Consider the following 24,596-nt stretch of genomic DNA (forward strand, 5'->3'; position numbering starts at 1 on the left):
GTATCAGGGCGAAGCCGCCCTGCAATCGGCTTCGCCCTTGTCGAAAGATTTCGATCGGCCCGTTTGAACCGCGGCCGCCGCCTTGCGGATGACGTCGATCACGACGCTGGGTTGGGGACAACATCGTGACATGGCTGCTGTCGGTCTCGACCGTGGTCGCATTCATGCGTCTCGAAAGAAAACGCTGAAGGTCGGGATACACGGTCTGGTGCTTCCGGGCGAGGAGGGCGTTTTGTTGGTGGTGCGCGGCGCGGATGGTGGCCTATCCACAAACTGTTCCAACCGCAATCTTCCAAAATATTGATGGCTCGCCATGTCGGCACGGACTGGCCCCGATCGTCCTTGGTTGGAGACTTCCGGGACGTGCCGTGGATGGCTCGGACACCGGAAGCGCCGTCGTCACCCCTGATTGCCAAAATCAAACTGGAGCAATGCCCATGAGGATCACCGTCGAAACCAGCGTCGCAGCCCCCATCGACCGGGTCTGGCGCGCCTATACGACGCCTGCCGACATCGTGAAGTGGAATGCTGCGTCCGACGACTGGCATACGACCAAGGCGACGGTCGACCTCAGGGAAGGCGGTGCATTCTCGTCGCGCATGGAAGCCAAGGACGGCAGCATGGGTTTTGACTTCGCCGGCACCTACACCACCATCGTCGAGCACAAGCTGATCGAATACGCGTTCGGCGATCGCAGGGCCGAGGTCGAGTTCGTGCCCGATCCGAACGGCGTCGTCGTCCGCGTCGTCTTCGACGGCGAGACGACGCATTCGGTCGAGCAGCAGCAAGCCGGCTGGCAGGCGATCCTCGACAATTTCAAGCGCTACGTCGAGACGCAACAGAAGCTGTGATCAATCGACGGTGGGAGCGGCCGTAGCCCGGATGGAGCGCAGCGTGATCCGGGGCCATGCGCTTGTGGGAGGAATCCCGGATTGCGCTGCGCTCCATCCGGGGCTACGCAGGGGACACCTCAATTGGTGCGGCGTGCAGGGCTGGACGCCTCAACCGCACACCCTGCGATGATGCCACCATACCCCTGTATTGCCCGACGTGTCAACCTATTTTTCGTAAAATCGGAAAAGACCGGTGCCGCCAGGGAGGCGGCTACTGTGCATGGGGTTGTTTTTGCGTTTTTGGTTTGAGCCACAAACTCGTCATGCCCGGGCTTGTCCCGGGCATCCACGTTCTTGATGCGGAAGGAAAGGTCGTGGATGGCCGGGACAAGCCCGGCCATGACGGTGTGGAGATGATTGCGGGAGAGGTTGCGGTCGTCTGCGACGCCCGCCTCAGCTATCCACCTTCAGCGCGGCAATGAAGGCTTCCTGCGGGATGTCGACCTTGCCGAACTGCCGCATCTTCTTCTTGCCTTCCTTCTGCTTCTCCAGAAGCTTGCGTTTGCGCGTGATGTCGCCGCCATAGCATTTTGCGGTGACGTCCTTGCGCAGCGCGCGCACCGTCTCGCGCGCGATCACCTTGCCGCCGATCGCCGCCTGGATCGGGATCTGGAACATGTGCGGCGGGATCAGCTCCTTCATCTTCTCGACCATGGCGCGGCCGCGCCCCTCGGCGCGGGTGCGATGGACAAGCATCGAGAGCGCATCGACCGGCTCGGCATTGACCAGGATCTGCATCTTGACGAGATCGGCGGGCTTGTAGTCGGTGAGATGATAGTCGAACGAGGCGTAGCCCTTGGAGACCGACTTGAGGCGGTCGTAGAAGTCGAACACGACTTCGTTCAGCGGCAGGTCGTATTTCACCATCGCGCGCGAGCCGACATAGGTCAGCTCCTTCTGCGAGCCGCGGCGATCCTGGCAGAGCTTCAGCACACTGCCGAGATATTCGTCTGGCGTGAGGATCGTGGCCTCGATCCAGGGCTCGTCGATCTCGGCGATCTTGACCACGTCCGGCATGTCGACGGGATTGTGGATCTCGAGCTCGGTGCCATCGGTGAGCTTCATCTTGTAGATGACGCTCGGCGCGGTCGCGATCAAATTGAGGTCGAACTCGCGCGACAGCCGCTCCTGGATGATTTCGAGGTGCAAGAGACCGAGGAAGCCGCAGCGGAAGCCGAAGCCGAGCGCGGCCGAGGTTTCCATCTCGAAGGAGAAGCTGGCATCGTTGAGGCGCAGCTTGCCCATCGCGGCGCGCAGCGTTTCGAAGTCGTCGGCGTCGACCGGGAACAGGCCGCAGAACACCACGGGGATCGCCGGCTTAAAGCCGGGCAGCATGTCGGCGACCGGCTTCCGGTCGTCGGTGATGGTGTCGCCGACGCGGGTGTCGGCGACTTCCTTGATCGCGGCGGTGATGAAGCCGATCTCGCCGGGGCCGAGCTCGTCGACCTGCTGCATCTTCGGCGTGAAGAAGCCGACGCGCTCGACGTCGTAGGCCGCGCCCGTGCCCATCATGCGGACGCGCTGGCCCTTCTTCATCGTACCGTCGACGATGCGCACCAGCACGACGACGCCGAGATAGACGTCGTACCAGCTGTCGACCAGCAGCGCCTTCAGCGTCGCATCGCGGTCGCCCTTCGGCGGCGGCAGGCGGGTGACGATGGCCTCCAGCACGTCGGGGACGCCGAGGCCGGTCTTGGCCGAGATCATCACCGCGTCGGAGGCGTCGATGCCGATGACGTCCTCGATCTGCTGCTTGATCTTCTCGGGCTCGGCCGCGGGAAGGTCGACCTTGTTGAGGACCGGGACGATCTCGTGATTGTTGTCGAGCGCCTGGTAGACGTTGGCGAGCGTCTGCGCCTCGACGCCCTGGCTGGCGTCGACCACCAGCAGGGAACCTTCGCACGCCGCCAGCGACCGCGAGACTTCGTAGGCGAAGTCGACATGGCCCGGCGTGTCCATCAGGTTGAAGATGTAGTCCTTGCCGTCCTTGGCGCGGTAGTGGAGGCGCACCGTCTGCGCCTTGATGGTGATGCCGCGCTCGCGCTCGATGTCCATGGAATCGAGCACCTGCTCCTTGCCCGCCATTTCGCGGTCGGAGAGGCCGCCGGTCATCTGGATCAGACGGTCGGCCAGCGTCGATTTGCCATGGTCGATATGGGCGACGATGGAGAAATTGCGGATGTTGGAAATGGGGACGGTCGTCATGGGCGCGGGATACCACTCACATCCCCGTGCGGCAACCATATTGCTTTATTTTCAGGGCCTTTCTTCACGCCAAGCTGATTCCACGCCGGCCCAAAACGCGCTAGCAAACGGCCCATGTCCACCACCTCGATCCCCTCCGCCCGATCGCGCGTCAAACCCCGGGTGAGTTACAACCGTTTCCGGGCCTGGCTGGTTGCCTGCGCGACCCGGCCGGAGGCCGGCCTGTGGCTGGTGATCCAGTTCGCCATCCTGCATGCGGTGCTCTGGACCTTCATCCTGATCAATCTCAAGGCGGCGCAGGACGTTCACATGGACGTCGCGGAAGCCTGGGGCTGGGGCCAGAAATTCCTGTGGGGCTACGGCAAGCATCCGCCGCTGTCGGGCTGGGTCGCGGGCGTCTGGTTCAGGATGTTCCCGGCGACGGACTGGGCGACCTATGCGCTGGCGATGGCGACAATCGGCGTCGGCATGGTGATCTGCTGGCTTGTTGCCCTGCGCGTGGTCGATGCACGGCGCGCCTTCCTCGTCGTCGTGATGATCGCGCTCTACCCGATCTTCAATTTCAAGGGCTTCAAGTACAACGCGGACCTGCTCCAGCTCGTCACGCTGCCGCTGCTGGTGCTCGCCTATCTCAACGCGTTCGAGAAGAGGACCTGGCAATCCGGCATCTGGTTCGGCCTCGCCGGCGCACTGGCGCTGATGACCAAATACTGGGTGCTGACCATGATCGGCGCCATCGGCCTTGCCGCGCTGGTCCATCCCGACCGGCTGCGCTTCCTGTTGTCGCCGGCGCCATGGGTGGCGATCGCGACGATGGTCGTGACGATGATCCCGCACGTCGTCTGGCTGGCGAACGTGCATTTCGCGCCGCTGACCTATGCCGGCGACACCTACAGCCTCGAGGATGCTCACCTCGTGCATCAGCTCGTCGCCGGCTATGCCTTGCATAATTTTGCGCTGCTGGCGCTGCCGGTGGCACTCGCGGCGCTCGCGATGGCGCTGGTGCCGCCATGGGCGTCCCTTCTGCTGCGCGCGCCCTTGCGCATCGTCACGCGGGCCTGGGCGCGCGGCGCCAATCCGGGCGTCAATGTCGCGCAGGCGCTGAATGTCTGGATCATCCAGATCATCGTCGCCATCGGCCCGCCGCTCGGCGCGCTGGCCTTCAGCATCTACATGAAAACGGATTGGGGCATCTCGCTGTTCTTCCTGGTGCCGCTGGCGCTGGTCGCGATCCCGGCGTTGCGGTTGCAGGGTGCGGTGCTGGTCAACATCGCCGCGATCTGGCTCGTGCTCAGCGTCGCGACGCTTGCCGCCTCACCATGGATCGCCGCGCGCGAGATAGCGGCCAATGCCCGCAATGCACAGATCTATGGCGCACGCTCGGAGCTGGCGCGCGAATTGACCCAGGCCTGGCACGCGCGCTTTGCCTCACGCTGGGCCGTGGTCGCCGGCACCATGGAGCAGATCCAGCCGCTGGTGTTCTACAGCCCGGATCATCCGTCCGCGCTGCTGCCGCTGGAGGCCTGGGATTCCGGCCTGACCTCGCGCGACGACGTGAAGAAATACGGCTTCATCGGCGTGTTCGATCCGACCGACGGCCGCCTGCCGGCATTCGAGAAATGGGTGGCGGAGACTGCGCCGAATGCCGAGCGCATCGTGATGACGACGCGCCGCTTCACCCACGGCAAGGCTGGCCCGACGATGACCTGGAATATCTACATCGCGCCGCCGGAGAAGTGAGGTTCTCTTCACCTCTCCCCGCAAGCACGGCACGCGGCAACAGGAGGGTCCTAAATCCCTTCCTCGTTGAACTTGCTCTCGACGAGCTCGGTGATCGCCGCAAGGGCGGCTTCCGCATCGTCGCCGGCCGCGGCCACCGTGATCGTCGTGCCCGGTCCGGCCGCGAGCATCATCAGCCCCATGATCGAGGTGCCGCCGACGGTCTCGCCGCCGCGCGTCACCCACACCTGTGCATTGAAGCGCTCGACCGCCTGGACGAACTTCGCCGAGGCGCGCGCATGCAGGCCGCGCTTGTTGATGATCAGGAGCTCTTTGGAGATCGCGCCCGCGGGCACGCCGGTCCCGGCTTGTGGCGCGTCGTCGCTCATTTGCCGGCGAGCACGCGGCTGGCGATGGTGACGTATTTGCGTCCCGCTTCCTGCGCCATCGCGATCGCGTCAGGCAGCGTACGCTCCTCGCGCACCTTGGCGAGCTTCACCAGCATGGGCAGGTTGATGCCCGCGAGCACTTCGACCTTCGGCCGGCTCATGCAGGATATCGCCAGGTTGGACGGCGTGCCCCCGAACATGTCGGTGAGGATCGCAACGCCGTCGCCGGAATCGACGCGGTTAACCGCTTCGATGATGTCGCTTCGGCAGAGATCGGAATCGTCTTCGGCGCCGATCGTGATCGCTTCGATTTGCTTTTGTGGGCCCATGACATGCTCAAGCGCTGCCTTGAATTCGTCGGCAAGGCGCCCGTGGGTCACAAGTACTAGACCAATCATCGGAAAAACTCCTCGCGGGCGCTTTTGGTGCACCGCACGAACGCGCCACTTTGACCATCCAGAGCCCCCGCGCAAGAGGGGATGTTGCGTATCTCCCTGAATCTAGACGGATGGATGAGGGGAGCTGCGCCGGTCTACTCGGTCGCGAGTGTGCGGCTCATATGGTTACCATTTCCCTTCAAACAATCGCCTGAGGGGTTAGGAGAAGGTTAACTCTTGGTAGTGGTCAAGGCCGCGACAACCAATGGGAGGGGCGAAGTGTCGCGGCTCACCGGGATTCGCGGTATTTCGACACCGAAAATGCTGGTTTTCAGGGATTCGGCCGACGGCAGCCGTTCCGCGTCCGCGGCGTCCAGATCGACCACGAGACCGACGGTCGCATGCTCCACGTAGTCGCAGCGGCGGATTCCGAGGCCGCGAATCTCGATCAGGCCAGCCAGCACCGGCGCGGGACGAACCGCAATTTCATCGCCGACTGTCGCCAGATGGACACGGTCGTCACCGACCAGAACGGCCCTTTCGACCATTCCTGACCGTCCCGCCATGATCAGATCGAAGGCAAGGCGCGACTTGCCGGAGCCCGAGGGCCCGCGGATCAGCACCGCCCGATTTCCGATCTTGACCGCGGAGGCGTGCACACTGGGCTCGGCCTGATTTGAGCTGCCTTCGTTCGAGCCGCCGCTGCCTTGGCTCATAGCGCCGGCAGCCGCACCACGAAGCGTGCACCAGCAACCGTCGGGACGCCTTCGTCATCGGGGGGGCCGACGCGGTTCTCGGCCCAGATGCGGCCGCCATGGGCATCGACGATCTGTTTGGAGATCGACAGCCCGAGGCCGGAGTTCTGGCCGAAGCCCTGGTGCGGACGGTCGGTGTAGAAGCGCTCGAAGATGCGATCGAGCGCGTCTTCGCGAATGCCGGGGCCGTCGTCGTCGACCACGATCTCGATTTCTCCGCGGACCCGGCGGCAGACGAGGCGCACCTTGGCTCCGGGCTCCGAGAAGGACTGCGCGTTGGAGAGCAGGTTGGAGACCACCTGTCCGAGCCGGGAATCATGTCCGGTCACGGCGAACGTATCGGTGGCTCCGCGCCCCTCGAAGCGCGCCTCGACCGCGACGTCGTGGCCGAGCTTGGTCTCGTTCGCGACCGAGACCAGTGTGCCCAAGAGGCGGCGCAGATCGACCGGAATCGCGTCCTGTCGCTGCAGCTCGGCGTCGAGCCGGCTGGCGTCGGAGATGTCCGAGATCAGGCGGTCGAGCCGCTTGACGTCGTGCTCGATCACTTCGAGCAGGCGCGCGCGGCTGTTCTCGTTGCGCGCCAGCGGCAAGGTCTCGACCGCGGAGCGCAGCGAGGTCAAGGGGTTCTTCAATTCGTGGGCGACGTCGGCGGCGAACATCTCGATCGCCTCGATGCGGCTGTAGAGCGCGTTGGTCATGTCGCGCAGCGCGCCGGAGAGATGTCCGATCTCGTCGCGGCGGCGGGTGAAGTCGGGGATCTCGACGCGGGTCTTGATGCGGCGGCGGACGCGCTCGGCGCTGTCGGCGAGCCGGCGCACGGGACCGGCGATAGTGCTCGCCAGCAGCAGCGACAGCATGATCATGACGGCGGCGGCGACGCCGCCGACCTTGAGGATGGCGAGGCGTTCGGCCGTCACCATCTGGTCGATCTCGTCGCCTTGCGTCGACAGCATCAGCGCGCCGTGGATGGCGCGCGAGCGCAGCACGGGCACGGCGACGGAGACGATCACCTCGCCGCGCGCATTGACCCGCACCATCGAGCGCTTCTGGCCCTGGAGCGCATCGCCGACTTCGGCATAGCCGTTGCCGTTCTCGCGTCCGAGCTCGCGATAGAGCGGCAGGTCGCCGCGGTTCAGCCACGTGCGGACCGCGACCATGCCGCGCTCGACGAAGCCCGGTTTCAGTGAGGGCGGCGGCAGCGGGAAGGTGAGCACGTTGTCGAGGTCGCGGCTGTCGAGCAGCAGCGTGCCGTTGGGGTCGAAGATCCGCGCGCGGGTCTTGGTCGGCGAGATCAGCGTGCGCAGCACCGGCGCCACGCGCTCCGGATTGATCGGGAAATCCAGCGAATCGTCGGTGCCGCCGTAGCTGTCGCCGGTCTTGAGGTCGAGCAGGCGGTCGGGGTCGATGGTGATGGCGTTGGTCTGCACGGTGGCGGAGGCCGCGATCGCGCCGGCGATGATCTCGGCCTGCACCAGCAGGCTCTGCGCGCGCGCGTCGATCAGTCCGGCGCGGAACTGCGACAGATACAGGATGCTCGCGACCAGCGCGACGAGGCCGGCTAGGTTGAGCGAGACGATGCGGCGGGTCAGGCTCGAGAAGGACAGCGCGAAGAAGAACTGCCCGGCGCGCTTGAGCCAGCCCAGCGGCCGCCAGCCTTGCCTGACCGGCTTGTCCTCATGATCCGATGCGCCGTGGGACGCGTTGTCCTCGGCGTTCGAACTCGAATCAGGCTGCGTTCGGTCAAGCAATGCTTACGCCCGCGTTAGGACGGCTCGTGCGACAGTCACCGCATCCTAGAGCATGATCCGGAAAAGTGTGCAGCGGTTTTCCGAAAAGATCATGCTCATACGATAACCTGAAGCGCGACTGCGCTTCAGGGCATGCCCGGTCCTGATGGACTCAGAACCGCGCAGCGATCTGCTGTTCGTGAAGGCTCGCGCCCTCAGGCTTCCTTGAAGCGGTAGCCGACGCCGTAGAGCGTCTCGATCATCTCGAACTCGTTGTCGACCACCTTGAACTTCTTGCGCAGCCGCTTGATGTGGCTGTCGATGGTGCGGTCGTCGACATAGACCTGGTCGTCATAGGCGGCGTCCATCAGCGCGTTGCGGCTCTTCACCACGCCGGGCCGGGTCGCGAGCGCCTGCAGGATCAGGAATTCGGTGACGGTCAGCGTCACCGGCTCGTTCTTCCAGGTGCAGGTATGGCGTTCCGGATCCATCCGCAGCAGGCCGCGGTCGAGCGCCTTGGCGTCGTTCTCCTTCGGCGCGACCGTCGGGTCCTTCGGCGCCGAGCGGCGCAGCACGGCCTTGACGCGCTCGACCAGAAGGCGCTGCGAGAACGGTTTGCGGATGAAGTCGTCGGCGCCCATCTTGAGGCCGAACAGCTCGTCGATCTCTTCGTCCTTGGAGGTCAGGAAGATCACCGGCAGGTCCGATTTCTGCCGCAGGCGCCGCAGCGTCTCCATGCCGTCCATGCGCGGCATCTTGATGTCGAGGATGGCGAGATCGGGCTGAGTGGTGCGGAAACCGTCCAGGGCGGAGGCGCCGTCGGTGTAGGTCATGATGCGGTAGCCTTCGGCTTCCAGCGCGATCGAGACGGATGTGAGAATGTTGCGGTCGTCGTCGACCAAAGCGATTGTGGGCATGAGCCTCTGCTTTCTGCTTTCCGTTTGGGTCGTGGCTTAAACGGCGAGCAATCCACTGATGCGCCGCATACATGGGTGCCGATATTTGGCGTTCGAACCTTGTCACCGAGCAATGCAAGCTGGGCTGAAGTGTGACCAAGTTCTACGAAACGCGGCAGATTCGCCGCATCTCGACCCATAACCGGGCCCCCGTTTAGCCGAAAAAAGCCCCTCCTTGCAACCACCTGAGCCGAGAAAGCCCATGCAACCGACCCCCGATTTCGCTCCCCAACGGCTCGCCAAATCGCTGCTGCGGCGCTCGCGCCAAGGGGCTCTCGCAACATTGATGGCGGGCTCCGGCGACCCCTATTGTTCCCTGGTCAATCTGGCCAGCCACCCGGACGGCTCGCCGATCCTGCTGATCTCGAGCCTCGCCGTGCACACCAGGAACCTCGTGGCCGACAGCCGGGTCTCGCTGATGCTGGACGAGCGCGCGGCCGGCGATCCGCTGGAGGGCGCCCGGATCATGCTGTCGGGCCGGGCCGAGCCGGCCGGTGAAGAGAAGGATCTGCTCCAGCGGCGGTATCTGAGTGCCCACCCGTCGGCGGAAGCCTTTGTCTCCTTTAAGGATTTTTCGTTCTTCCGGATCCGGCCCACCGGAACCCATCTGGTCGCCGGCTTCGGCCGCATCGTCGACCTCAAGCCCGAGCAATTCCTCACCGACCTCACTGGCGCGGAAGATCTGCTCGCGGCCGAGGAGGGGGCCGTCGCGCACATGAATGCCGACCACCGCGACGCCATGGGCCTCTATGCAACGAAGCTGCTCGGTGCACCCGCCGGCGATTGGCGCTGCACCGGCTGCGACCCCGAGGGTCTCGACATGCAGGACGGCCAGACTGCGCTGCGGCTGGATTTTCCGGAGCGCGTCACGGACGGCACGGCCCTGCGCAAGATGCTGGTCCGCCTCGTGGGCGAGGCTCGGGCAAAGACCGACTAGCGCAATCATTTGAACGCTGCTCCCCGTCGCTGCGACCCAAGACCGTATCGGTTTGATGGCTCGCAGCGAGAGGGTTCATGACACGCCGTCGTCTGACGCTGGTTGCGGGTTTGGCGCTCGCGATCGCAGGAATGCTCGCGACGCCGGCGCTTGCCGAGAAAGGTCTCGCCGCCGAAAGCGCGCGGATCAACGCGCTGCTGAGCGCCGGCAAATATTCGGAAGCGCTGCCGCTGGCGCAGGCGATGGTTGCGGGTTTGGAGAAGGAGAACGGCCGCGAGCTCGCTGCCGCGCTCAACAATCTCGGCCAGGTCCATGCCGGCCAGGGCCGCGACGATCTCGCCGAGCCGCACTATAAGCGCGCGATCGCGCTGATGGAAAAATCCCTCGGTTTCGAAACGCCGCTGCTTTCGGCCGAGCTCACTAATCTCGCTGCGCTCTATCAGAGGCAGGGCCGCTTTGCGGAGGCCGAGCCGCTGTTCAAGCGCGCTTTGGCCGTGAGCGAGAAGGGCCTGTCGCGCGAGCATCCCGATGTGGGCCGGGCCCTCAACAATCTCGCCACGCTCTACGTCAAGCAGGAGCGGCAGGCTGAGGCCGAACCGCTGTTCCAGCGCGCGCTCGCGATCTATCAGAAGGCCGCAGGTCCAGAGCATCCCGCCGTTGCCACGGTCCTGAACAACATCGGCCAGGTCGATCGCGACCTCAACCGCGACGCGGATGCCGAGGCGCCGATCAAGCGTTCGCTCGCCATCCGCGAAAAGGTGCTGGGCCCCGATCATCCCGATGTTGCGCGCTCGCTCAACAATCTCGCCGGGCTCTACGAGCACCAGCAGCGCTATGCCGATGCCGAGCCGCTCTACCGGCGAGCTCTTGCCATCCGCGAGCGTGCGCTCGGGCCGGATCATCCTGACGTTCTGACCTCGACCGGCAATCTTGCTTATTTCCTCCATGTTTCGGGGCGCACCGCCGATGCGCTGCCGCTGGCGGAGCGGACGCTGCGCAGCGATCGCGCGCAGCTGCGTGTGGTGTTGCCGATCCTGTTTGCCGCGCGCCAGCAGCATCTCCTACCCGACGACAAGGCTCTCGATGAAGCGCTGGCCGCGATCCAGCGGGGTACGCAATCGTCCGCAGCTTCCGCGGTGAACAAGCTCGCGGTTCGCCTTGCCGCCGGCAGCGACCGGCTCGCCGAGCTCGTGCGCAAGGATCAGGATCTCGGCTCCGAGGCCGAGGCGCTCGATAAGGCGATCGTCTCGGCGGTGGCGAAGCGGGCCGCGCAACGCGATACAGCGGCCGAGCAGCGCAGCCGCGCGCGGATCGCGGCGATCGCCAGCGAGCGCGCCGGCCTGCAAAAGACGCTCGCCGTCGAATTTCCCGACTATGCCTCGCTCTCCAACCCGCTGCCGCTCGCGGTGAAGGAGATCCAGCCGCTGCTGTCGGCCGATGAAGCCATGACGATCTATTCCGTCGTCGACAAGCGAAGCTATGTCATCGCGATCACGCGCGGGGGCGTCGACTGGAAGGAGATTCCGCTCGGCGCCGATGCACTGACGCAGAAGGTCACTGCATTCCGCAAAGGGCTCGACGTCGGCAAGGCCCGCGATGCCTCCGGCAAATCGGGATTGTTCGACCTCGCGCTCGCCAACGAGCTTTATGTCGCGCTGCTCGGTCCGGTCGAAACGCTGACGAAGGACAAACGCAGCCTTTTGGTGGTGCCGTCGGCGGCGCTGACCGCGTTGCCGTTTCATCTCCTCGTCACGGAGACGCCGCAAGCTGCAATCCCGGACAGGCTCGAAGGTTATCGCAACGCCGCCTGGCTGCTGCGGCGTCAGGCCGTGTCGGTGCTGCCGTCGGTGATCAGCCTGAAATCGCTGCGCGCCTTTGCGCGCAGGGATCAGGGCGTCAAGCCGATGACCGGCTTCGGCGATCCTGTGTTCAACCCCGCGGCGGAAGGGCCGGCCGATCGTCGCGCCGCAAGCGGCAAGGTTGCCGCGCGCAGCATCGCGATGATGGCCTATACCGATTTCTGGCGCGGCGCCGGCGTCGACCGCGCGCAGCTTGCGAAAGCGCTGCCGCAATTGCCCGACACCGCCGACGAGCTGAACGCAGTGGCCAAGGATGTTGGCGCTCGCGATGCCGACATCCATCTCGGCCGCGATGCCAGCGAAACGACGCTGAAGCGTGCAGCGCTTGCTCAATACGGTATCATCTACTTTGCCACCCACGGCCTCGTGGCCGGCGACGTCAAGGGACTGGGCGAGCCCTCGCTTGCGCTCTCCATTCCCGATCAACCCACGGAGCTCGACGACGGCCTGCTCACCGCGAGCGAAGTCGCCCAGCTCAAGCTCAATGCGGATTGGGTTGTATTGTCGGCCTGCAACACCATTGCCGGCGACAAGCCCGGCGCCGAGGCGCTATCGGGGCTGGCGCGCTCGTTCTTCTATGCCGGTGCCCGCGCGCTGTTGGTGTCGCATTGGGCAGTGGATTCGGAAGCAGCCACCCGCTTGACCACGTCGACTTTCGCTTTGCTCAAAAACGAACCAGGAATCGGCCGTGCCGAAGCTTTGCGCCGCGCGATGTTAACCTACGTTGACGATACGTCGTCGCCGCGTAACGCCTATCCCGCGATGTGGGGGCCGTTCGCACTCATCGGTGAGGGTGATGTACGATAAATCACCGCGACGGATTGTGCGTCGCAATAACCCTACATAACGCCGAAACACGCATTTGGTTGCGCGATCATTCGCGGTTTTTTTGGTGCGCCTGCTCAGACCTGACATGCGCGACGTTTGGCGCGGTCCTTGAATAAACCAAATCCTGCGGGATCAGCTTGGCAACGTCGGCGTTCACCGATATTAGGTCGTCCAACCGAGGCCGGACGGCCTGTAATTCACGGTGGCCGCGATGGTGCCAAAGATTGGTGGCGCTATGTGTCGCGGGTTCTAGGAGGGTTTTTCGTGCAAGAGACGGGCGTGCGCAACGGTGCCTTCGGCGCTGACAAATTCGGCTTAAAGAATCTCAAGCAGGTTCACTGGAACCTTGGTGCGCCGCAACTCTATCAATACTCGCTCGCCGCTGGCGAGGCGGTGCTGTCCGCCGACGGCGCGCTCTGTGCCGACACCGGCGAGTTCACGGGCCGCAGCCCGAAGGACAAGTTCACGGTGCGTGACGCCACGACCGACAAGAAGATGTGGTGGGCCGGCAACCAATCGATCACTGCAGAGCAGTTCGAGACGCTCTATCAGGACTTCCTCAAGCACGCCGAAGGCAAGCGCCTGTTTGCGCAGGACCTCTATGGCGGCGCCGATCCGGCCTACCGGATCAAGACCCGGGTCTTCACCGAGCTCGCCTGGCACTCGCTGTTCATCCGCACGCTCTTGATCCGCCCCGAGGCGATCGAGCTGTCGACCTTCGTGCCGGAACTCACCATCATCGACATGCCGAGCTTCCGCGCCGATCCGAAGCGCCATGGCTGCAAGTCGGAGAACGTCGTCGCGATCGACTTCGCCCGCAAGATCGTCCTGATCGGCGGCTCCTATTATGCCGGCGAGATGAAGAAGTCGGTCTTCACCACGCTGAACTATTACCTGCCAGAGCGCGGCGTGATGCCGATGCACTGCTCGGCCAATGTCGGTGCCAAGGGCGACACCGCGATCTTCTTCGGCCTGTCGGGCACCGGCAAGACCACGCTGTCGGCCGATCCGAACCGCACCCTGATCGGTGACGACGAGCACGGCTGGGGTCCGAACGGCGTGTTCAACTTCGAGGGCGGCTGCTACGCCAAGTGCATCAAGCTCTCGCAGGAAGCCGAGCCCGAGATCTACGCGGCGTCGACCCGCTTCGGCGCGGTGCTCGAGAACTGCGTGCTCGACGAAGACACCCGCGTGGTCGATTTCGACGACGGCTCCAAGACCGAGAACACGCGCTCGGCCTATCCGCTCGACTTCATCCCGAACGCTTCGCGCACCGGCCGCGCGCCGCAGCCGAAGAACGTGGTGATGCTCGCCGCCGACGCCTTCGGCGTGCTGCCGCCGATCGCAAAGCTGTCGCCGGCACAGGCGATGTACCACTTCCTCTCCGGCTACACCGCCAAGGTCGCCGGCACCGAGCGCGGCCTCGGCAACGAGCCGCAGCCGGAGTTCTCGACCTGCTTCGGCTCGCCCTTCCTGCCGCTCGATCCGTCCGTCTACGGCAACATGCTGCGCGACCTGATCGCCCAGCACAATGTCGATTGCTGGCTGGTCAACACCGGCTGGACCGGCGGCAAGTATGGCGTCGGCTCGCGCATGCCGATCAAGGTGACGCGCGCGCTGCTCACCGCTGCGCTGGATGGTTCCTTGCGCAACGTCGAATTCCGCACCGACAAATATTTCGGCTTCGCGGTCCCGACCGCGCTGCCGGGCGTGCCAGCTGAGATCCTCAACCCGGTCAACACCTGGAAGGACAAGGACGAGTTCGACAAGACCGCCCGCGCCTTGGTCGGCATGTTCCAGAAGAACTTCGCCAAGTTCGAGGCCCAGGTCGACGCCGAAGTGCGCGCCGCCGCCCCGGACGTGAAGCTCGCGGCGGAGTAAGGTTCGCAGCGATTGAAATACGAAGGGCGGCCGAGAGGCCGCCTTTTTGTTTGTGAGCGCTCGTGCGAGCCACACACTCAATGTCGTCCCCGCGAACGCGGGGACCCATACCGCGTGATTTATCGATTGGTTCCAGTTCAAGTCCCGGCGAAGAAGAGATCACGACCAATCTTCGCCAAATTACTCCCTGCGGTTATGGGTCCCTGCGTTCGCAGGGACGACAGCGGAGCAAGACCTCACGCCTTGAAATACGCGATCTGCGTCGTGGTCGCGAGCAACCTGCCGTTCGGCGACCACAGCTCGGCGTTCTGGTCGGCGTAGCTCTTGTGCATGATCTTCGAGTCCGCCGTCGCCAGCAACCGCGTGATGTCTTCGGCCGAGAGCTCGTCGCCGTCGGTGTGGAAATAGGTCGTCAGCGACACCGTGCCGAACGGCACCAGCTCGCGCCTTGCATGGAAGATGCGGCCGAAGAACGCGTCCGACATCGACATCAGCGAGAGCATGTCGAGCTTGCGCGGCGTGCGGTCGCTGATCCAGATCTTCGAATAGGTGCTGGCGAGCTCGGCCTGCGGCGGGCCGAGCCGCATCTCGCCCTCGACGAAACGGAATTCATACTGGTTGGCCCAGGATGCCGAGATCTTTGGAAACGGCAGCGTCTGTTCGAACGGCTTTGCACCCGGATATTGCGCCACCCGGTGCTCCCAGGACGGCCGCCGCTCGGCGAACACGGCGGTGGCGAGTGTTGCGACCTCGCCGCCGCCCTGCGACAGTTCGACGCTCCAGTGTTGGCTGGAGCGGTTGGCCTTCACCAGGCGGATGTCGAGATCGAACGGCCCTTTCGCGATCGGCGCGCAGTAATTGACGGTCAGCGCCAGCGGCTCGCCGGCGCGCTCTGGATGCTCGATCAGCGCGCGCAAAATGGTTGCGGCGGTGATGCCGCCGAACGGGCCGACAAAGGCCCAGTAATCGTCGCTGGTGTGCCCCTGCCAGCTCGAGTCACCCGCGGTGATGCGGGTGGCGTCGTCGAACGGGTGCGGGAGCTTGGCGTGCATTGTCATATCCGGCTTTCAATGACGGACGTCATACCACGTCCGCCGCCGGCTTGTGCAATTACCTCAGGCATAACCTCGGCTTCCACGCGGCGGAAAATCAGCCGGCGGCGTCGCGCAGGTTCGGCAGCATCGGCGTGGTCGGATTGACCGGCACGTTCCAGATTTCCTCGGCGTATTCGCGGATGGTGCGATCCGAGGAGAACCACGCCATGCGCGCGACGTTGAGGATGGAGGCACGCGTCCAGGCCGGCGTCACCTGCCAGCGCGCATCGACGCCGCGCTGCGCCTCGTAATAGGAATCGAAATCGGCGCTGACCATGTAATGGTCGAGATAGCGCAGCGCGTGCGCGATGGATTCGAAGCGGCCGGGATCGCCGGGCGAGAACTCGCCGGCGCCGATCGCATTGATGGCGCGCTGCAGCTTCGGCGAATTGCGGATCACGTCGGAGGCGTCCAGCCCCTGCTTGCGGCGGATCATGACGTCGCCGGCCTCCATGCCGAAGATCGCGATGTTCTCCGCGCCGACATGGTCGCGGATCTCGATATTGGCGCCGTCGAGCGTGCCGATGGTGAGGGCACCGTTCAGCGCCAGCTTCATGTTGCCGGTGCCGGAGGCCTCCATGCCGGCGGTCGAGATCTGCTCGGACAGGTCGGCCGCGGGAATGATCACTTCCGCAAGGCTGACATTGTAGTCCGGCAGGAACACGACCTTCAGCTTGCCGCCGATCGCGGGATCGTTGTTGACGATTTCGGCGACGTCGTTGATCAGCTTGATGATCAGTTTGGCGTATTTGTAGCTCGCCGCCGCCTTGCCGGCGAAGATCTTGACGCGCGGCACCCAATTGCCGTTGGGATCGTCCTTGATCGCCTGGTACAGCGCGACCGTCTCGATGATGTTGAGCAGCTGGCGCTTGTATTCGTGGATGCGCTTGATCTGCACGTCGAACAGCGCATGCGGATCGACCTTGATGCCGAGCCGCTCGCCGATCAGCCGCGCCAGCGCGGTCTTGTTGTGAAGCTTGACGCTGCGGTACTTCTTCTGGAATTCGACGTCGCTGGCGCGCGCTTCGATCAGCGAGAGCTGGGTCGGGTCGTCGAGCACGGCGTCGCCGCAGACCTCGCGCAGGAGATCGGTCAGCTTCGGGTTCGCCAGCATCAGCCAGCGGCGGAAGGTGATGCCGTTGGTCTTGTTGGTGATGCGGCCGGGATAGAGATGGTTGAGATCGTGGAACACGGTCTCGCGCATCAGGTCCGAATGCATCGCCGAGACGCCGTTGATGCGGTGCGAGCCGACGAAGGCGAGCTGGCCCATGCGGACGCGGCGGCCGCTCTTCTCGTCGATCAGCGAGACCGAGGCGCGGAAGTCGATATCGCCCGGCGCGCGCGCTTCGGCGAGCGCGAGATGCTGGACGTTGATGCGGTAGATGATCTCGAGATGCCGCGGCAACAGCCGCTCGAACAGCTCGACCGGCCAGGTTTCCAGCGCCTCGGGCAGCAGCGTGTGGTTGGTGTAGGAGAGGGTGGCGACCGTGATCTTCCAGGCCTCGTCCCAGCGGAAATTGTGAAGGTCGACGAGGATGCGCATCAGCTCGGTGACGGCAAGGCTCGGATGGGTGTCGTTGAGCTGCACCGCGACCTTGCTGGCGAGGCTGCGCAGCTGGCCATCGGACGACAGATGCCGCTTGACCAGATCCTGCAGCGAGGCCGAGACGAAGAAATATTCCTGCCGCAGCCGCAGCTCGCGGCCCGCCGGGCTCTCGTCGTTCGGATAGAGGAATTTGCAGATCGCCTCGGCGCGCGACTGCTCGGCGCTGGCGCTGACATAGTCGCCCTTGTTGAAGGCATCCAGCTTGAGCGGATCGGGCGAGCGCGCCGACCACAGCCGCAGCGCGTTGACGTGCTGGCCGCGCCAGCCCACGATCGGCGTGTCATAGGCGATCGCCTGCACGGTCTCGCCCGGATGCCAGATCGCGCGGTCGCGGCCCTTGTCGTCGACATGCTCGACGCCGCCGCCGAAATTGACGTCGTAGATCACTTCGGGCCGCTGCAATTCCCAGGGGTTGCCGAAGCCGAGCCATTCGTCGGGATATTCCTGCTGCCAGCCTTGGTTGATGATCTGGCGGAACAGGCCGTAATCGTAGCGGATGCCGTAGCCGATCGCGGGGATCGACAGCGTCGCCATGCTCTCCATGAAGCAGGCGGCGAGCCGGCCGAGGCCGCCATTGCCGAGCGCCGCGTCCGGCTCGCATTTGCGCAACTCCGGCAGCGACACGCCGAGATCGCCGAGCGCGACCTCGAAGATCTTCAAGAGCCCCATATTGTTCAGCGCGTCGGTGAAGAGGCGGCCGATCAAAAATTCGAGCGAGAGATAATAGACGCGCTTGCGCCCCGCATCGTAGCTGTGCTTCTCCGCCGTGAGCCAGCGATGCACGATGCGGTCGCGCAGCGCCAGCGCCGCGGCCTGGTACCAGTCGTGCCTGGTCGCCATGCCGGCGTCCTTGCCGATGGCAAGGCGCAGCTTCGCCAGGATCGCGCCCTTGATCTCAGCCAGCGCCAGTTCGTCGATGGGCTGGTTGGCGGCGGAAAAATTGGGCTGGAACGATTGATCTTGCAAGGCCGTCACTTCCTGGTCGACAGAAACACCACTGAACCCTATGCGCCTTGCCGCTGTGCCGGAACCATCGCTGGCGCGGCCATGCACTGCACTGGCGCAAAATTATGCAAGGAACGGGCCGGTTTGGGAACCCGGACGAGCACGGAGAAACCCAGATTTACTGCTAGGATGACGATCAATTCGGCCATCAGTGTGGAGGAAACGTGCCATGAGACAGCTGATGCGATTGCTGATCGAAATCGTCGCTGCGGCGCTGCTTGTCGTCTGCATCACCGCTTCGAGCGCCGCATTTGCGGCCGGCAAGATCGGCCGCAGCGCCGATGGCCTGAGCTGCGGCTTCAGCCTCCCGCAAAATGCATCGCCCGCCGCCCGCTGCGCTGCGATCAAGCGCCAATGCGGCGGCAAGTTCTTCGCAAATGCGTGCGGGGGCAGGCTGGTGTCGGCGGCGAGTTGAGGCGACGCCGGGCGGTTCGCCAGCTCAGGCCGCCTTCTTCAAGCTGCCTTGGCCTGCACGTCCTCGCAAAACTCCGCGAGCCGGTCCGCGAGCCGCAGCGTTGCGGAGCTCGCGTTGGGCGCGGCCATCAGCGCCACCTCGGTCTTGTTGATCGGCGCAAAGCCGTCCTTCGCCGTCAGCACGCGATGGTCGGGCTGGATCGACATCTCCGAGAGAATGCTCAGCCCCATGCCGGCGGCAACGGCCGCCTGAATGCCGGCGAGGCTCGATGACATGTAAGACATGTGCCAGGCCCGGCCAGCGCTCTCGAGCGCGTGAATCGCGCCGGCGCGGTAGAGGCAGCCGAGCGGAAAGCCGATCAGCGGCACCGATGGCACGTTGATGTCGACGGGATGGTTCTTGCTGGTGACCCAATGCACCTCCTCGGGCCACACCGCGATGGCGTCCTTGCCGCCGGCCTCGCGCTTGAACAGCGCGAGATCGAGTTCGCCGCGATCGAGATCGCGGGCGAGGTTCTTGCTCTGGTCGGCGCGCACGTCGAGCCGCAGGTTCGGATGCGAGCGTGCGAAGGCGCCCAGCAGTTTTGCCAGACGGTACGCCGCAAAATCCTCGGGGATGCCGAGCCGCACCGCACCCCCGCCGGGTTCGCGCAGCACGTCGCGCGCCTCCTCGGCCAGCGCCAGCAGCCGCCGCGCATAGGAGAGCAGCCGCTCGCCGGCTTCGGTGGGACGCACGTCCTTGCCGTCCCGATGCAGAAGCACTTGGCCGACATCTTCTTCCAGCCGCTTGATCTGCTGGCTGACGGTCGATTGCGTGCGGTGAACGCGCTCGCCGGCGCGGGTGAATCCGCCGGCCTCGACCACCGAGACGAAGCTGCGCAGGAGCTCCAGATCGAGCATAGGGGCCTCCATTCGAAAATCCACTGATTTAGAGTTAATCATTTAATTTCCAAATGGCAAGCCGGCTCTCTAGATCGAGGGCTCAGGAGAATGCCCTCATGTCCCTCGCCACCTCGCTTCCCGCCCCGCGCAGCCGCTTCAACACACTGCCGCTCGCCATAGGCCTGTTTTGCCTACTCTGGAGCTACGCTTTCGTCGCCGGCAAGATTGGCGTCACCCATTGCCCGCCGCTGATCCTGCTCGCCGCGCGCTTCTCGCTCGCCGGCATTTTAATCCTCGGAGCCACGATCGTCCGTGGCGACTGGTCACTGTCGTGGCGCGATGCCGCGATCTTCGCGGTGCTGGGAATTGCCAATAACGCGCTCTATCTCGGCCTCGGCTACACCGGGCTGCAATCGGTCTCGGCGGGGCTCGGCGGCCTGATCGTCTCGGCCAATCCGGTCTTCACCGCCGCGCTCGCCGCGTTGCTGCTCAGTGAGGGCATGACCTGGCGCAAGGCAAGCGGACTTCTGCTCGGCATCATCGGCGTGACCTTGATCGTCTGGCACCGCCTCTCGGTCGGCACCGATTCGCTGCATGGCATCCTCTTCACCCTGGCCTCGCTTGCTTCGATCGTCGCCGGCACCATCCTGTTCAAGCTGCTGGCGCCGAAGGGGTCCTTGTGGATCGGCAATGGCGTCCAGAACCTCGCCGCCGGCATCGTGCTGACGCCGGTCGCGCTCACCTTCGCCGACGTTCATGCGATCGATGTCACGCCGAGCCTGATCGGCGCCTTCGGCTTTCTCGTGCTCGGCGGCTCGATCCTCGCCTACTGGCTGTGGTTTCATCTCCTGAAAGTGTGTGGCGCCACCGCCGCCAGCGCCTATCATTTCCTGATGCCGCCGCTCGGCATGCTGTTCGCCTTCCTCGTGCTCGGCGAGCATGTCGAGGCGCGCGACCTCCTAGGCATCATCCCGGTCGCGCTCGGCATCTATCTGGTAACAAGGCCCGCGAAGGCCGTCGCGTAAGAGGAGTTCATCATGCCCATCTCCATCACCCTGATCGGCGGCCCCACCGCGCTGATCGAGATCGACGGCTTCCGCCTGCTCACCGACCCGACCTTTGACGACGCGCACACCGCCTATCAGCTACCGCATGTGAAGCTGGAGAAGACGATCGGGCCGGCGATGAAGGCCGATGCGATCGGCCCGGTCGATGCCGTGCTGCTCAGCCACGACCAGCATTCGGACAATCTGGACAATTCCGGCCGCGAATTGCTGAAGCACGTCAAGCGCGTGCTGACGACCGAGGCCGGCGCCAAACGCCTCGGCGGCCATGCCGAGGGTCTCGCGCCCTGGGGCGTCGCACATCTGAAAGACCGCGACGGCAATACGCTGAAGATCACCGCAACGCCGGCCCGGCACGGCCCGGTCGGCATCGAGCCGCTGTCGGGCGACGTCATCGGCTTCGTCGTGCAGTCGAGCCGCAAGGACACCAGCGACGTCTATATCAGCGGCGACACCACCTGGTTCGACGGCGTCGCCGAGGTCGCGCGGCGCTTCAAGTGTCGTGTGGTGCTGCCGTTCGCCGGTGCCGCGCAGACGCGCGGCCCGTTCCATCTCACCATGGACACAAACGACACCATCGAGACCGCCCGCGCCTTTCCCGACGCCGTGATCGTGCCGGTGCATACCGAAGGCTGGGCGCATTTCCGCCAGAACAGCGAGGATCTGCGCAAGACCTTTGACGTGCTCGGATTCGGCACGCGGCTGCGGCTGCTCGAGCCCGGCGTGCCGACAGTGATCGAGGCGCCGTGAGCTTCCACCGCTGTCATGCCCCGGCTTGACCGGGGCATCCAGTACGCCGCGGCGGTCGTTGTGAGAGCGAGCTATCCGACGACGGCCGCTGGAATACTGGATCGCCCGGTCAAGCCGGGCGATGACGAGCGGAGGGAGTGGGACACCTCGCCATGACGATGGGGGCGGCTAATCCTTCCTGAACACGATCGATGCCATCCATCCCGTCATCAGCGCCATCGCCGCCGTGACGAGGCCGTAGATCAACCCGTTCTGCCGCGCCGTCGTCGCGACGAACTGCTCGAAGCCGACCTTGACGATCTCGAAGGCGGTCTCGGTCTTGGTCACCAACGCGCCATTGGCGAACAGTTTGATCTCCACCTCATAGGTCCCGATCGGCACCTCCGCGGGCAGGGGAATGCCGGTGCGGAACAGTGTCGGCGTCAGGAACGTCACGGCACTGCCATCCTCGCGGTAGAGGCCGCGCTGGGTACGCAGGCGAATGAACGCGGACCGGAACGCGTCGTTCGGCACCACGTCGGCATAGTCACCGCTGACGCGCTGGGTCAGCAGCACGTTGTTCAGCCCGATCTGCTGCCGCCGCGCGATCTCGGGCGTGGTGATGACGTCGAAGGAGCGGTTCGCGAACAGCGCCAGATAACTCGGCACCGCCAGGAACTGGCGATAGTCGGTGTTGATCCAGATGCCGAATTTGCGCTCCTTGCGCCGTGTCACCATGTCGGCGCGCGGGCCCATCACGGTGACGACGAGATCGTAAGCGGTGCGATCGGCCGGCGTGGCAGCATCCTTCTCGACCGAGCCGAACAGCACCAGCTCCTCGCCGGAATAATTCGGCGTCACCGTGACGCGGTGGTTGGAGACCGACACGATCAGCCGTTCGGCCTGCGCGGCGTTGCCGAGCCACAGGACGAGGAGGCTTGCGAGCAGCGCGCGCATCATCCGCTCACCCCGAGCTCGCGGATGGTGAAGAGGTCTGCGGGCTGGATCACCAGCTCGACCGCGAAGCGGATGCCGACCGAGAGGATCAGAAGGCCCAGCAGCAGCCGCAGCTGCTCGCCGCGGATCTTCTGGCCTGCGCGTGCCCCGAACTGCGCGCCGGTCACGCCGCCGACCATCAGGATCAGCGCGAGCACGGCATCGACGAGGTGGTTGGTCACCGCGTGCAGCATGGTCGCGAACAGCATGGTGACGAGGGTCAGGACCATCGAGGTCCCGATCACCGTCGAGGTCGGCACGCGCAAGAGATAGATCATGATCGGCACCAGAATGAAGCCGCCGCCGATGCCCATGATGGCGCCGATGAAGCCGATCACGACGCCGACGATCACGACGGGGATGACCGAGAGATAGATCTTCGAGCGCTTGAACCGCATCTTCAGCGGCAGGCCGTGGATCCAGTTATGCGTGCGGCGTGGCGGCACCGCGCCGCGCCGGGTCCGCATCAAGGCGCGCAGGCCTTCGGAGAACATCAGGCTGCCGACGGTGGTGAGCAGCACCACGTAGGACAGCGCGATCATCAGGTCGAGCTGTCCGAGTGCGCGAAGCTGCGTGAACGTCCAGACGCCGAGCGCCGTCCCGGTCACGCCGCCGCATAACAACACGCTCGCCAGCGCCGGATCGATCGCACGTCGTCGCCAGTAGGACAGCGCGCCGGAAAACGAGGACGCCGCGATGTGGCTCGCGACGGAGGCGACCGCGACCGCCGGCGTGATGCCGATGAAGATCAACAGCGGCGTCATCAGAAAGCCGCCGCCGATCCCGAACAAGCCCGACACGAAGCCGACCGCCGCGCCCATCGCCAGCACCAGGAAGACGTTGACCGGAAGATCGGCGATCGGGAGATAGAGCTGCATTGAACCTGCGCACCGGCGAGACGGATCGATTGCGGCGTCTCTTAGTAGCGGAATTCAGCGCGCGGAGGGACCGGGAATTTCGGGCGTGGTGAATTCACATTCTCCGCTGTCATGCCCCGGCTTGACCGGGGCATCCAGTACGCCGCGCGCGTTGTTGTGAGAGCGAGCTCCTTAACGCCGGTCTCTGGAATACTGGGTCGCCCGGTCAAGCCGGGCGACGACAAGAGCAAGAGGAGAAAGCGCGTACGAAAGCAATCAATGCGCCGCCGACGCCGACTTCTTCGTTGCGATCGTCTTCGCTGCGGGCTTCGCATTCGCCTGCGGAGCGCTGTCCCAGCCGCCGTTCGGGGCGGGAACGTTGACGGCGTCGTCGGGCTGCGGCTCGGCGCTAAAAGTCTGGATCGCGAGCTTGGCAGCGGCGAGCGATTGCGGGTCGAGGCGCTTCGCCACATCGTCGCGCTTGCTGGCCGCATCCGCATCGCCCTGGGCGGCTGCCAGGCTGAACCATTTGTAGGATTCGGCGAGGTTCTGTTCGACGCCGATGCCGCGGGCATAGAGGATGCCGAGATTGAACTGGCTATCGGCGACGCCGCGGTCGGCGGCTTTGCGGAACCATTGCGACGCGCTCTTGTAATTGGCGCCGCGTCCGCCGCCGTCGGCATCGAGCACCGCGAGATTGTGCATCGCCTTGGCGTTGCCGCGCTCGGCGGCCTGGGTGTAGTAGCGCCGCGCGATGTCGGCGTCCTTCTTCACGCCAAGGCCCTTTTCGTAGAGCGTGCCGAGGCGGAAGATGGCGGGCACCACGCCGGCCTGCGCCGCGCGGTCATACCATTTTGCTGCTTCGTCGTAGTTCGCAGCGACGCCCTTGCCTTCGGCAAAGCGCACGCCGATCTCGTAGGCCGCGGTCGCATCGCCCTTCATCGCGGCGGTGCGCAGGCCCGGGCCGCCGATGCCGTCGGGCAGCTTCTCGCCGGGCGGCACCTGGACGAGGCCGAGCCTGGCGCGGCTGGCGCCCGACAGCGCGCCGGTGACGTCGCTGGAGGCGGGCGGCGGCGCGGCCTGGGCGGGAGCCGGCGGGATTTCAACCGAGGCCGAGCCGCCGGCGTTCGCGGGCAGGGCCGGCGCGGCGTTGTTCTGCGACTGCTTGCCGATCGGCGTCGGCGAGGTCATCGACGGGGTGATCTGCTCGGGCGCCGACGGCTTGGTCTCGACCGGGGGTGCCGCCTGCGGTGCGGGCGCCGGCGCGGAAGTCTCCATGGCCTGGGGCGAGGGCGCCGGGCTGCCGCCATCGAGCAGGTTCATCGCCATCTTGAAGGTGCCGAGCACGATCACGACCACGCTCGCGCCGACCAGCAGCGAGCGGATTTTCGAGGTGATGGTCGAGCCACCTCCTTGACCCTGT

General features: G+C 65.0%; 20 protein-coding genes and 1 pseudogene. 9 read left to right on the plus strand and 12 right to left on the minus strand.

The genetic code is table 11. The features are described 5' to 3' along the window. Window positions 1–130: 130 nt before the first annotated feature. Window positions 131–304 (plus strand): hypothetical protein, encoded by a 174-nt coding sequence (locus HYH08_RS37910; protein WP_220011739.1) that lies wholly within the window; start codon window positions 131–133, stop codon window positions 302–304. A gap of 133 nt (window positions 305–437) precedes the next feature. Further along, window positions 438–851 (plus strand): SRPBCC family protein, encoded by a 414-nt coding sequence (locus tag HYH08_RS21160; protein WP_220011740.1) that lies wholly within the window; start codon window positions 438–440, stop codon window positions 849–851. Window positions 852–1,286: 435 nt separating this feature from the next. Here the strand turns inward: HYH08_RS21160 and lepA are convergent, their stop codons facing one another. After that, entirely contained in the window at window positions 1,287–3,098 is a 1,812-nt protein-coding gene (gene lepA / locus HYH08_RS21165) for a translation elongation factor 4 (RefSeq protein WP_220011741.1), read from the minus strand. Between the two features lie 114 nt (window positions 3,099–3,212). Here lepA and HYH08_RS21170 point away from each other — a divergent pair, with 114 nt between their 5' ends. Beyond that, a complete protein-coding gene (locus HYH08_RS21170) occupies window positions 3,213–4,838 on the plus strand; it encodes a glycosyltransferase family 39 protein (protein ID WP_220011742.1) in 1,626 nt (541 codons plus the stop codon). 50 nt (window positions 4,839–4,888) lie between these two features. On the opposite strand, the gene HYH08_RS21175 is transcribed toward HYH08_RS21170, so the two are convergent. From HYH08_RS21175 to HYH08_RS21195, 5 genes and pseudogenes are all read right to left on the minus strand, one after another. Beyond that, window positions 4,889–5,206: an HPr family phosphocarrier protein gene (locus HYH08_RS21175; RefSeq protein WP_220011743.1), complete on the minus strand. Its 318-nt coding sequence runs from the start codon at window positions 5,204–5,206 to the stop codon at window positions 4,889–4,891. Further along, the gene (locus HYH08_RS21180) at window positions 5,203–5,604 is read right to left on the minus strand and encodes a PTS sugar transporter subunit IIA (protein ID WP_028134014.1); all 402 of its coding nucleotides are present in this window, start codon (window positions 5,602–5,604) and stop codon (window positions 5,203–5,205) included. Before HYH08_RS21180 ends, HYH08_RS21175 begins: the two co-directional genes overlap by 4 nt. A 134-nt stretch (window positions 5,605–5,738) precedes the next feature. Beyond that, window positions 5,739–6,299 (minus strand): annotated as a pseudogene (locus HYH08_RS21185) (HPr kinase/phosphorylase). Then, complete coding sequence (locus HYH08_RS21190) at window positions 6,296–8,086, minus strand: sensor histidine kinase (RefSeq protein ID WP_220011745.1); 1,791 nt, start codon at window positions 8,084–8,086, stop codon at window positions 6,296–6,298. Before HYH08_RS21190 ends, HYH08_RS21185 begins: the two are co-directional and overlap by 4 nt. A 194-nt stretch (window positions 8,087–8,280) precedes the next feature. Continuing rightward, the gene (locus HYH08_RS21195; protein WP_008542552.1) at window positions 8,281–8,982 is read right to left on the minus strand and encodes a response regulator transcription factor; all 702 of its coding nucleotides are present in this window, start codon (window positions 8,980–8,982) and stop codon (window positions 8,281–8,283) included. Between the two features lie 241 nt (window positions 8,983–9,223). Here HYH08_RS21195 and HYH08_RS21200 point away from each other — a divergent pair, with 241 nt between their 5' ends. The 3 genes from HYH08_RS21200 to HYH08_RS21210 all read left to right on the plus strand — a co-directional run bounded on the left by HYH08_RS21200 (window position 9,224) and on the right by HYH08_RS21210 (window position 14,526). Next, window positions 9,224–9,958, plus strand: a complete 735-nt coding sequence (locus tag HYH08_RS21200; RefSeq protein WP_220011746.1) for a HugZ family pyridoxamine 5'-phosphate oxidase — start codon at window positions 9,224–9,226, stop codon at window positions 9,956–9,958. Window positions 9,959–10,035: 77 nt separating this feature from the next. Next, on the plus strand, window positions 10,036–12,624 hold the full coding sequence (locus tag HYH08_RS21205; protein ID WP_220011747.1) for a CHAT domain-containing tetratricopeptide repeat protein: 2,589 nt from the start codon (window positions 10,036–10,038) through the stop codon (window positions 12,622–12,624). A 285-nt stretch (window positions 12,625–12,909) separates the two neighbouring features. Next, window positions 12,910–14,526, plus strand: a complete 1,617-nt coding sequence (locus tag HYH08_RS21210) for a phosphoenolpyruvate carboxykinase (protein ID WP_220011748.1) — start codon at window positions 12,910–12,912, stop codon at window positions 14,524–14,526. A 236-nt stretch (window positions 14,527–14,762) separates the two neighbouring features. Here the strand turns inward: HYH08_RS21210 and HYH08_RS21215 are convergent, their stop codons facing one another. Together HYH08_RS21215 and HYH08_RS21220 are read right to left on the minus strand one after the other, a co-directional pair. Beyond that, window positions 14,763–15,578, minus strand: a complete 816-nt coding sequence (locus HYH08_RS21215) for an acyl-CoA thioesterase (protein WP_220011749.1) — start codon at window positions 15,576–15,578, stop codon at window positions 14,763–14,765. A gap of 97 nt (window positions 15,579–15,675) precedes the next feature. Beyond that, window positions 15,676–18,192, minus strand: a complete 2,517-nt coding sequence (locus HYH08_RS21220) for a glycogen/starch/alpha-glucan phosphorylase (RefSeq protein ID WP_220011750.1) — start codon at window positions 18,190–18,192, stop codon at window positions 15,676–15,678. Window positions 18,193–18,400: 208 nt separating this feature from the next. On the opposite strand from HYH08_RS21220, the gene HYH08_RS21225 reads away from it, so the two are divergent. After that, window positions 18,401–18,646: a hypothetical protein gene (locus HYH08_RS21225; RefSeq protein WP_220011751.1), complete on the plus strand. Its 246-nt coding sequence runs from the start codon at window positions 18,401–18,403 to the stop codon at window positions 18,644–18,646. 38 nt (window positions 18,647–18,684) lie between these two features. On the opposite strand, the gene HYH08_RS21230 is transcribed toward HYH08_RS21225, so the two are convergent. Further along, entirely contained in the window at window positions 18,685–19,545 is an 861-nt protein-coding gene (locus HYH08_RS21230) for a LysR family transcriptional regulator (RefSeq protein ID WP_220011752.1), read from the minus strand. Between the two features lie 98 nt (window positions 19,546–19,643). Between HYH08_RS21230 and HYH08_RS21235 the strand changes: the two genes are divergently transcribed. Then, window positions 19,644–20,552, plus strand: coding sequence for a DMT family transporter (locus HYH08_RS21235; RefSeq protein WP_220011753.1), 909 nt, complete (start codon window positions 19,644–19,646; stop codon window positions 20,550–20,552). Between the two features lie 12 nt (window positions 20,553–20,564). Continuing rightward, the gene (locus HYH08_RS21240) at window positions 20,565–21,341 is read left to right on the plus strand and encodes an MBL fold metallo-hydrolase (RefSeq protein ID WP_220011754.1); all 777 of its coding nucleotides are present in this window, start codon (window positions 20,565–20,567) and stop codon (window positions 21,339–21,341) included. Window positions 21,342–21,509: 168 nt separating this feature from the next. On the opposite strand, the gene HYH08_RS21245 is transcribed toward HYH08_RS21240, so the two are convergent. The 3 genes from HYH08_RS21245 to HYH08_RS21255 all read right to left on the minus strand — a co-directional run. Next, the gene (locus tag HYH08_RS21245; RefSeq protein ID WP_220011755.1) at window positions 21,510–22,280 is read right to left on the minus strand and encodes a TIGR02186 family protein; all 771 of its coding nucleotides are present in this window, start codon (window positions 22,278–22,280) and stop codon (window positions 21,510–21,512) included. Further along, the gene (locus HYH08_RS21250) at window positions 22,277–23,194 is read right to left on the minus strand and encodes a sulfite exporter TauE/SafE family protein (protein ID WP_220011756.1); all 918 of its coding nucleotides are present in this window, start codon (window positions 23,192–23,194) and stop codon (window positions 22,277–22,279) included. Before HYH08_RS21250 ends, HYH08_RS21245 begins: the two co-directional genes overlap by 4 nt. Before the next feature lie 255 nt (window positions 23,195–23,449). Next, on the minus strand, window positions 23,450–24,596 hold a 1,147-nt coding region (locus HYH08_RS21255; RefSeq protein WP_220011757.1), incomplete at its 5' end, for a tetratricopeptide repeat protein.

Origin of the sequence: Bradyrhizobium sp. BR 10289 (assembly GCF_019455385.1) — a bacterium.
In the GTDB taxonomy this organism is placed as follows: Bacteria; Pseudomonadota; Alphaproteobacteria; order Rhizobiales; family Xanthobacteraceae; genus Bradyrhizobium.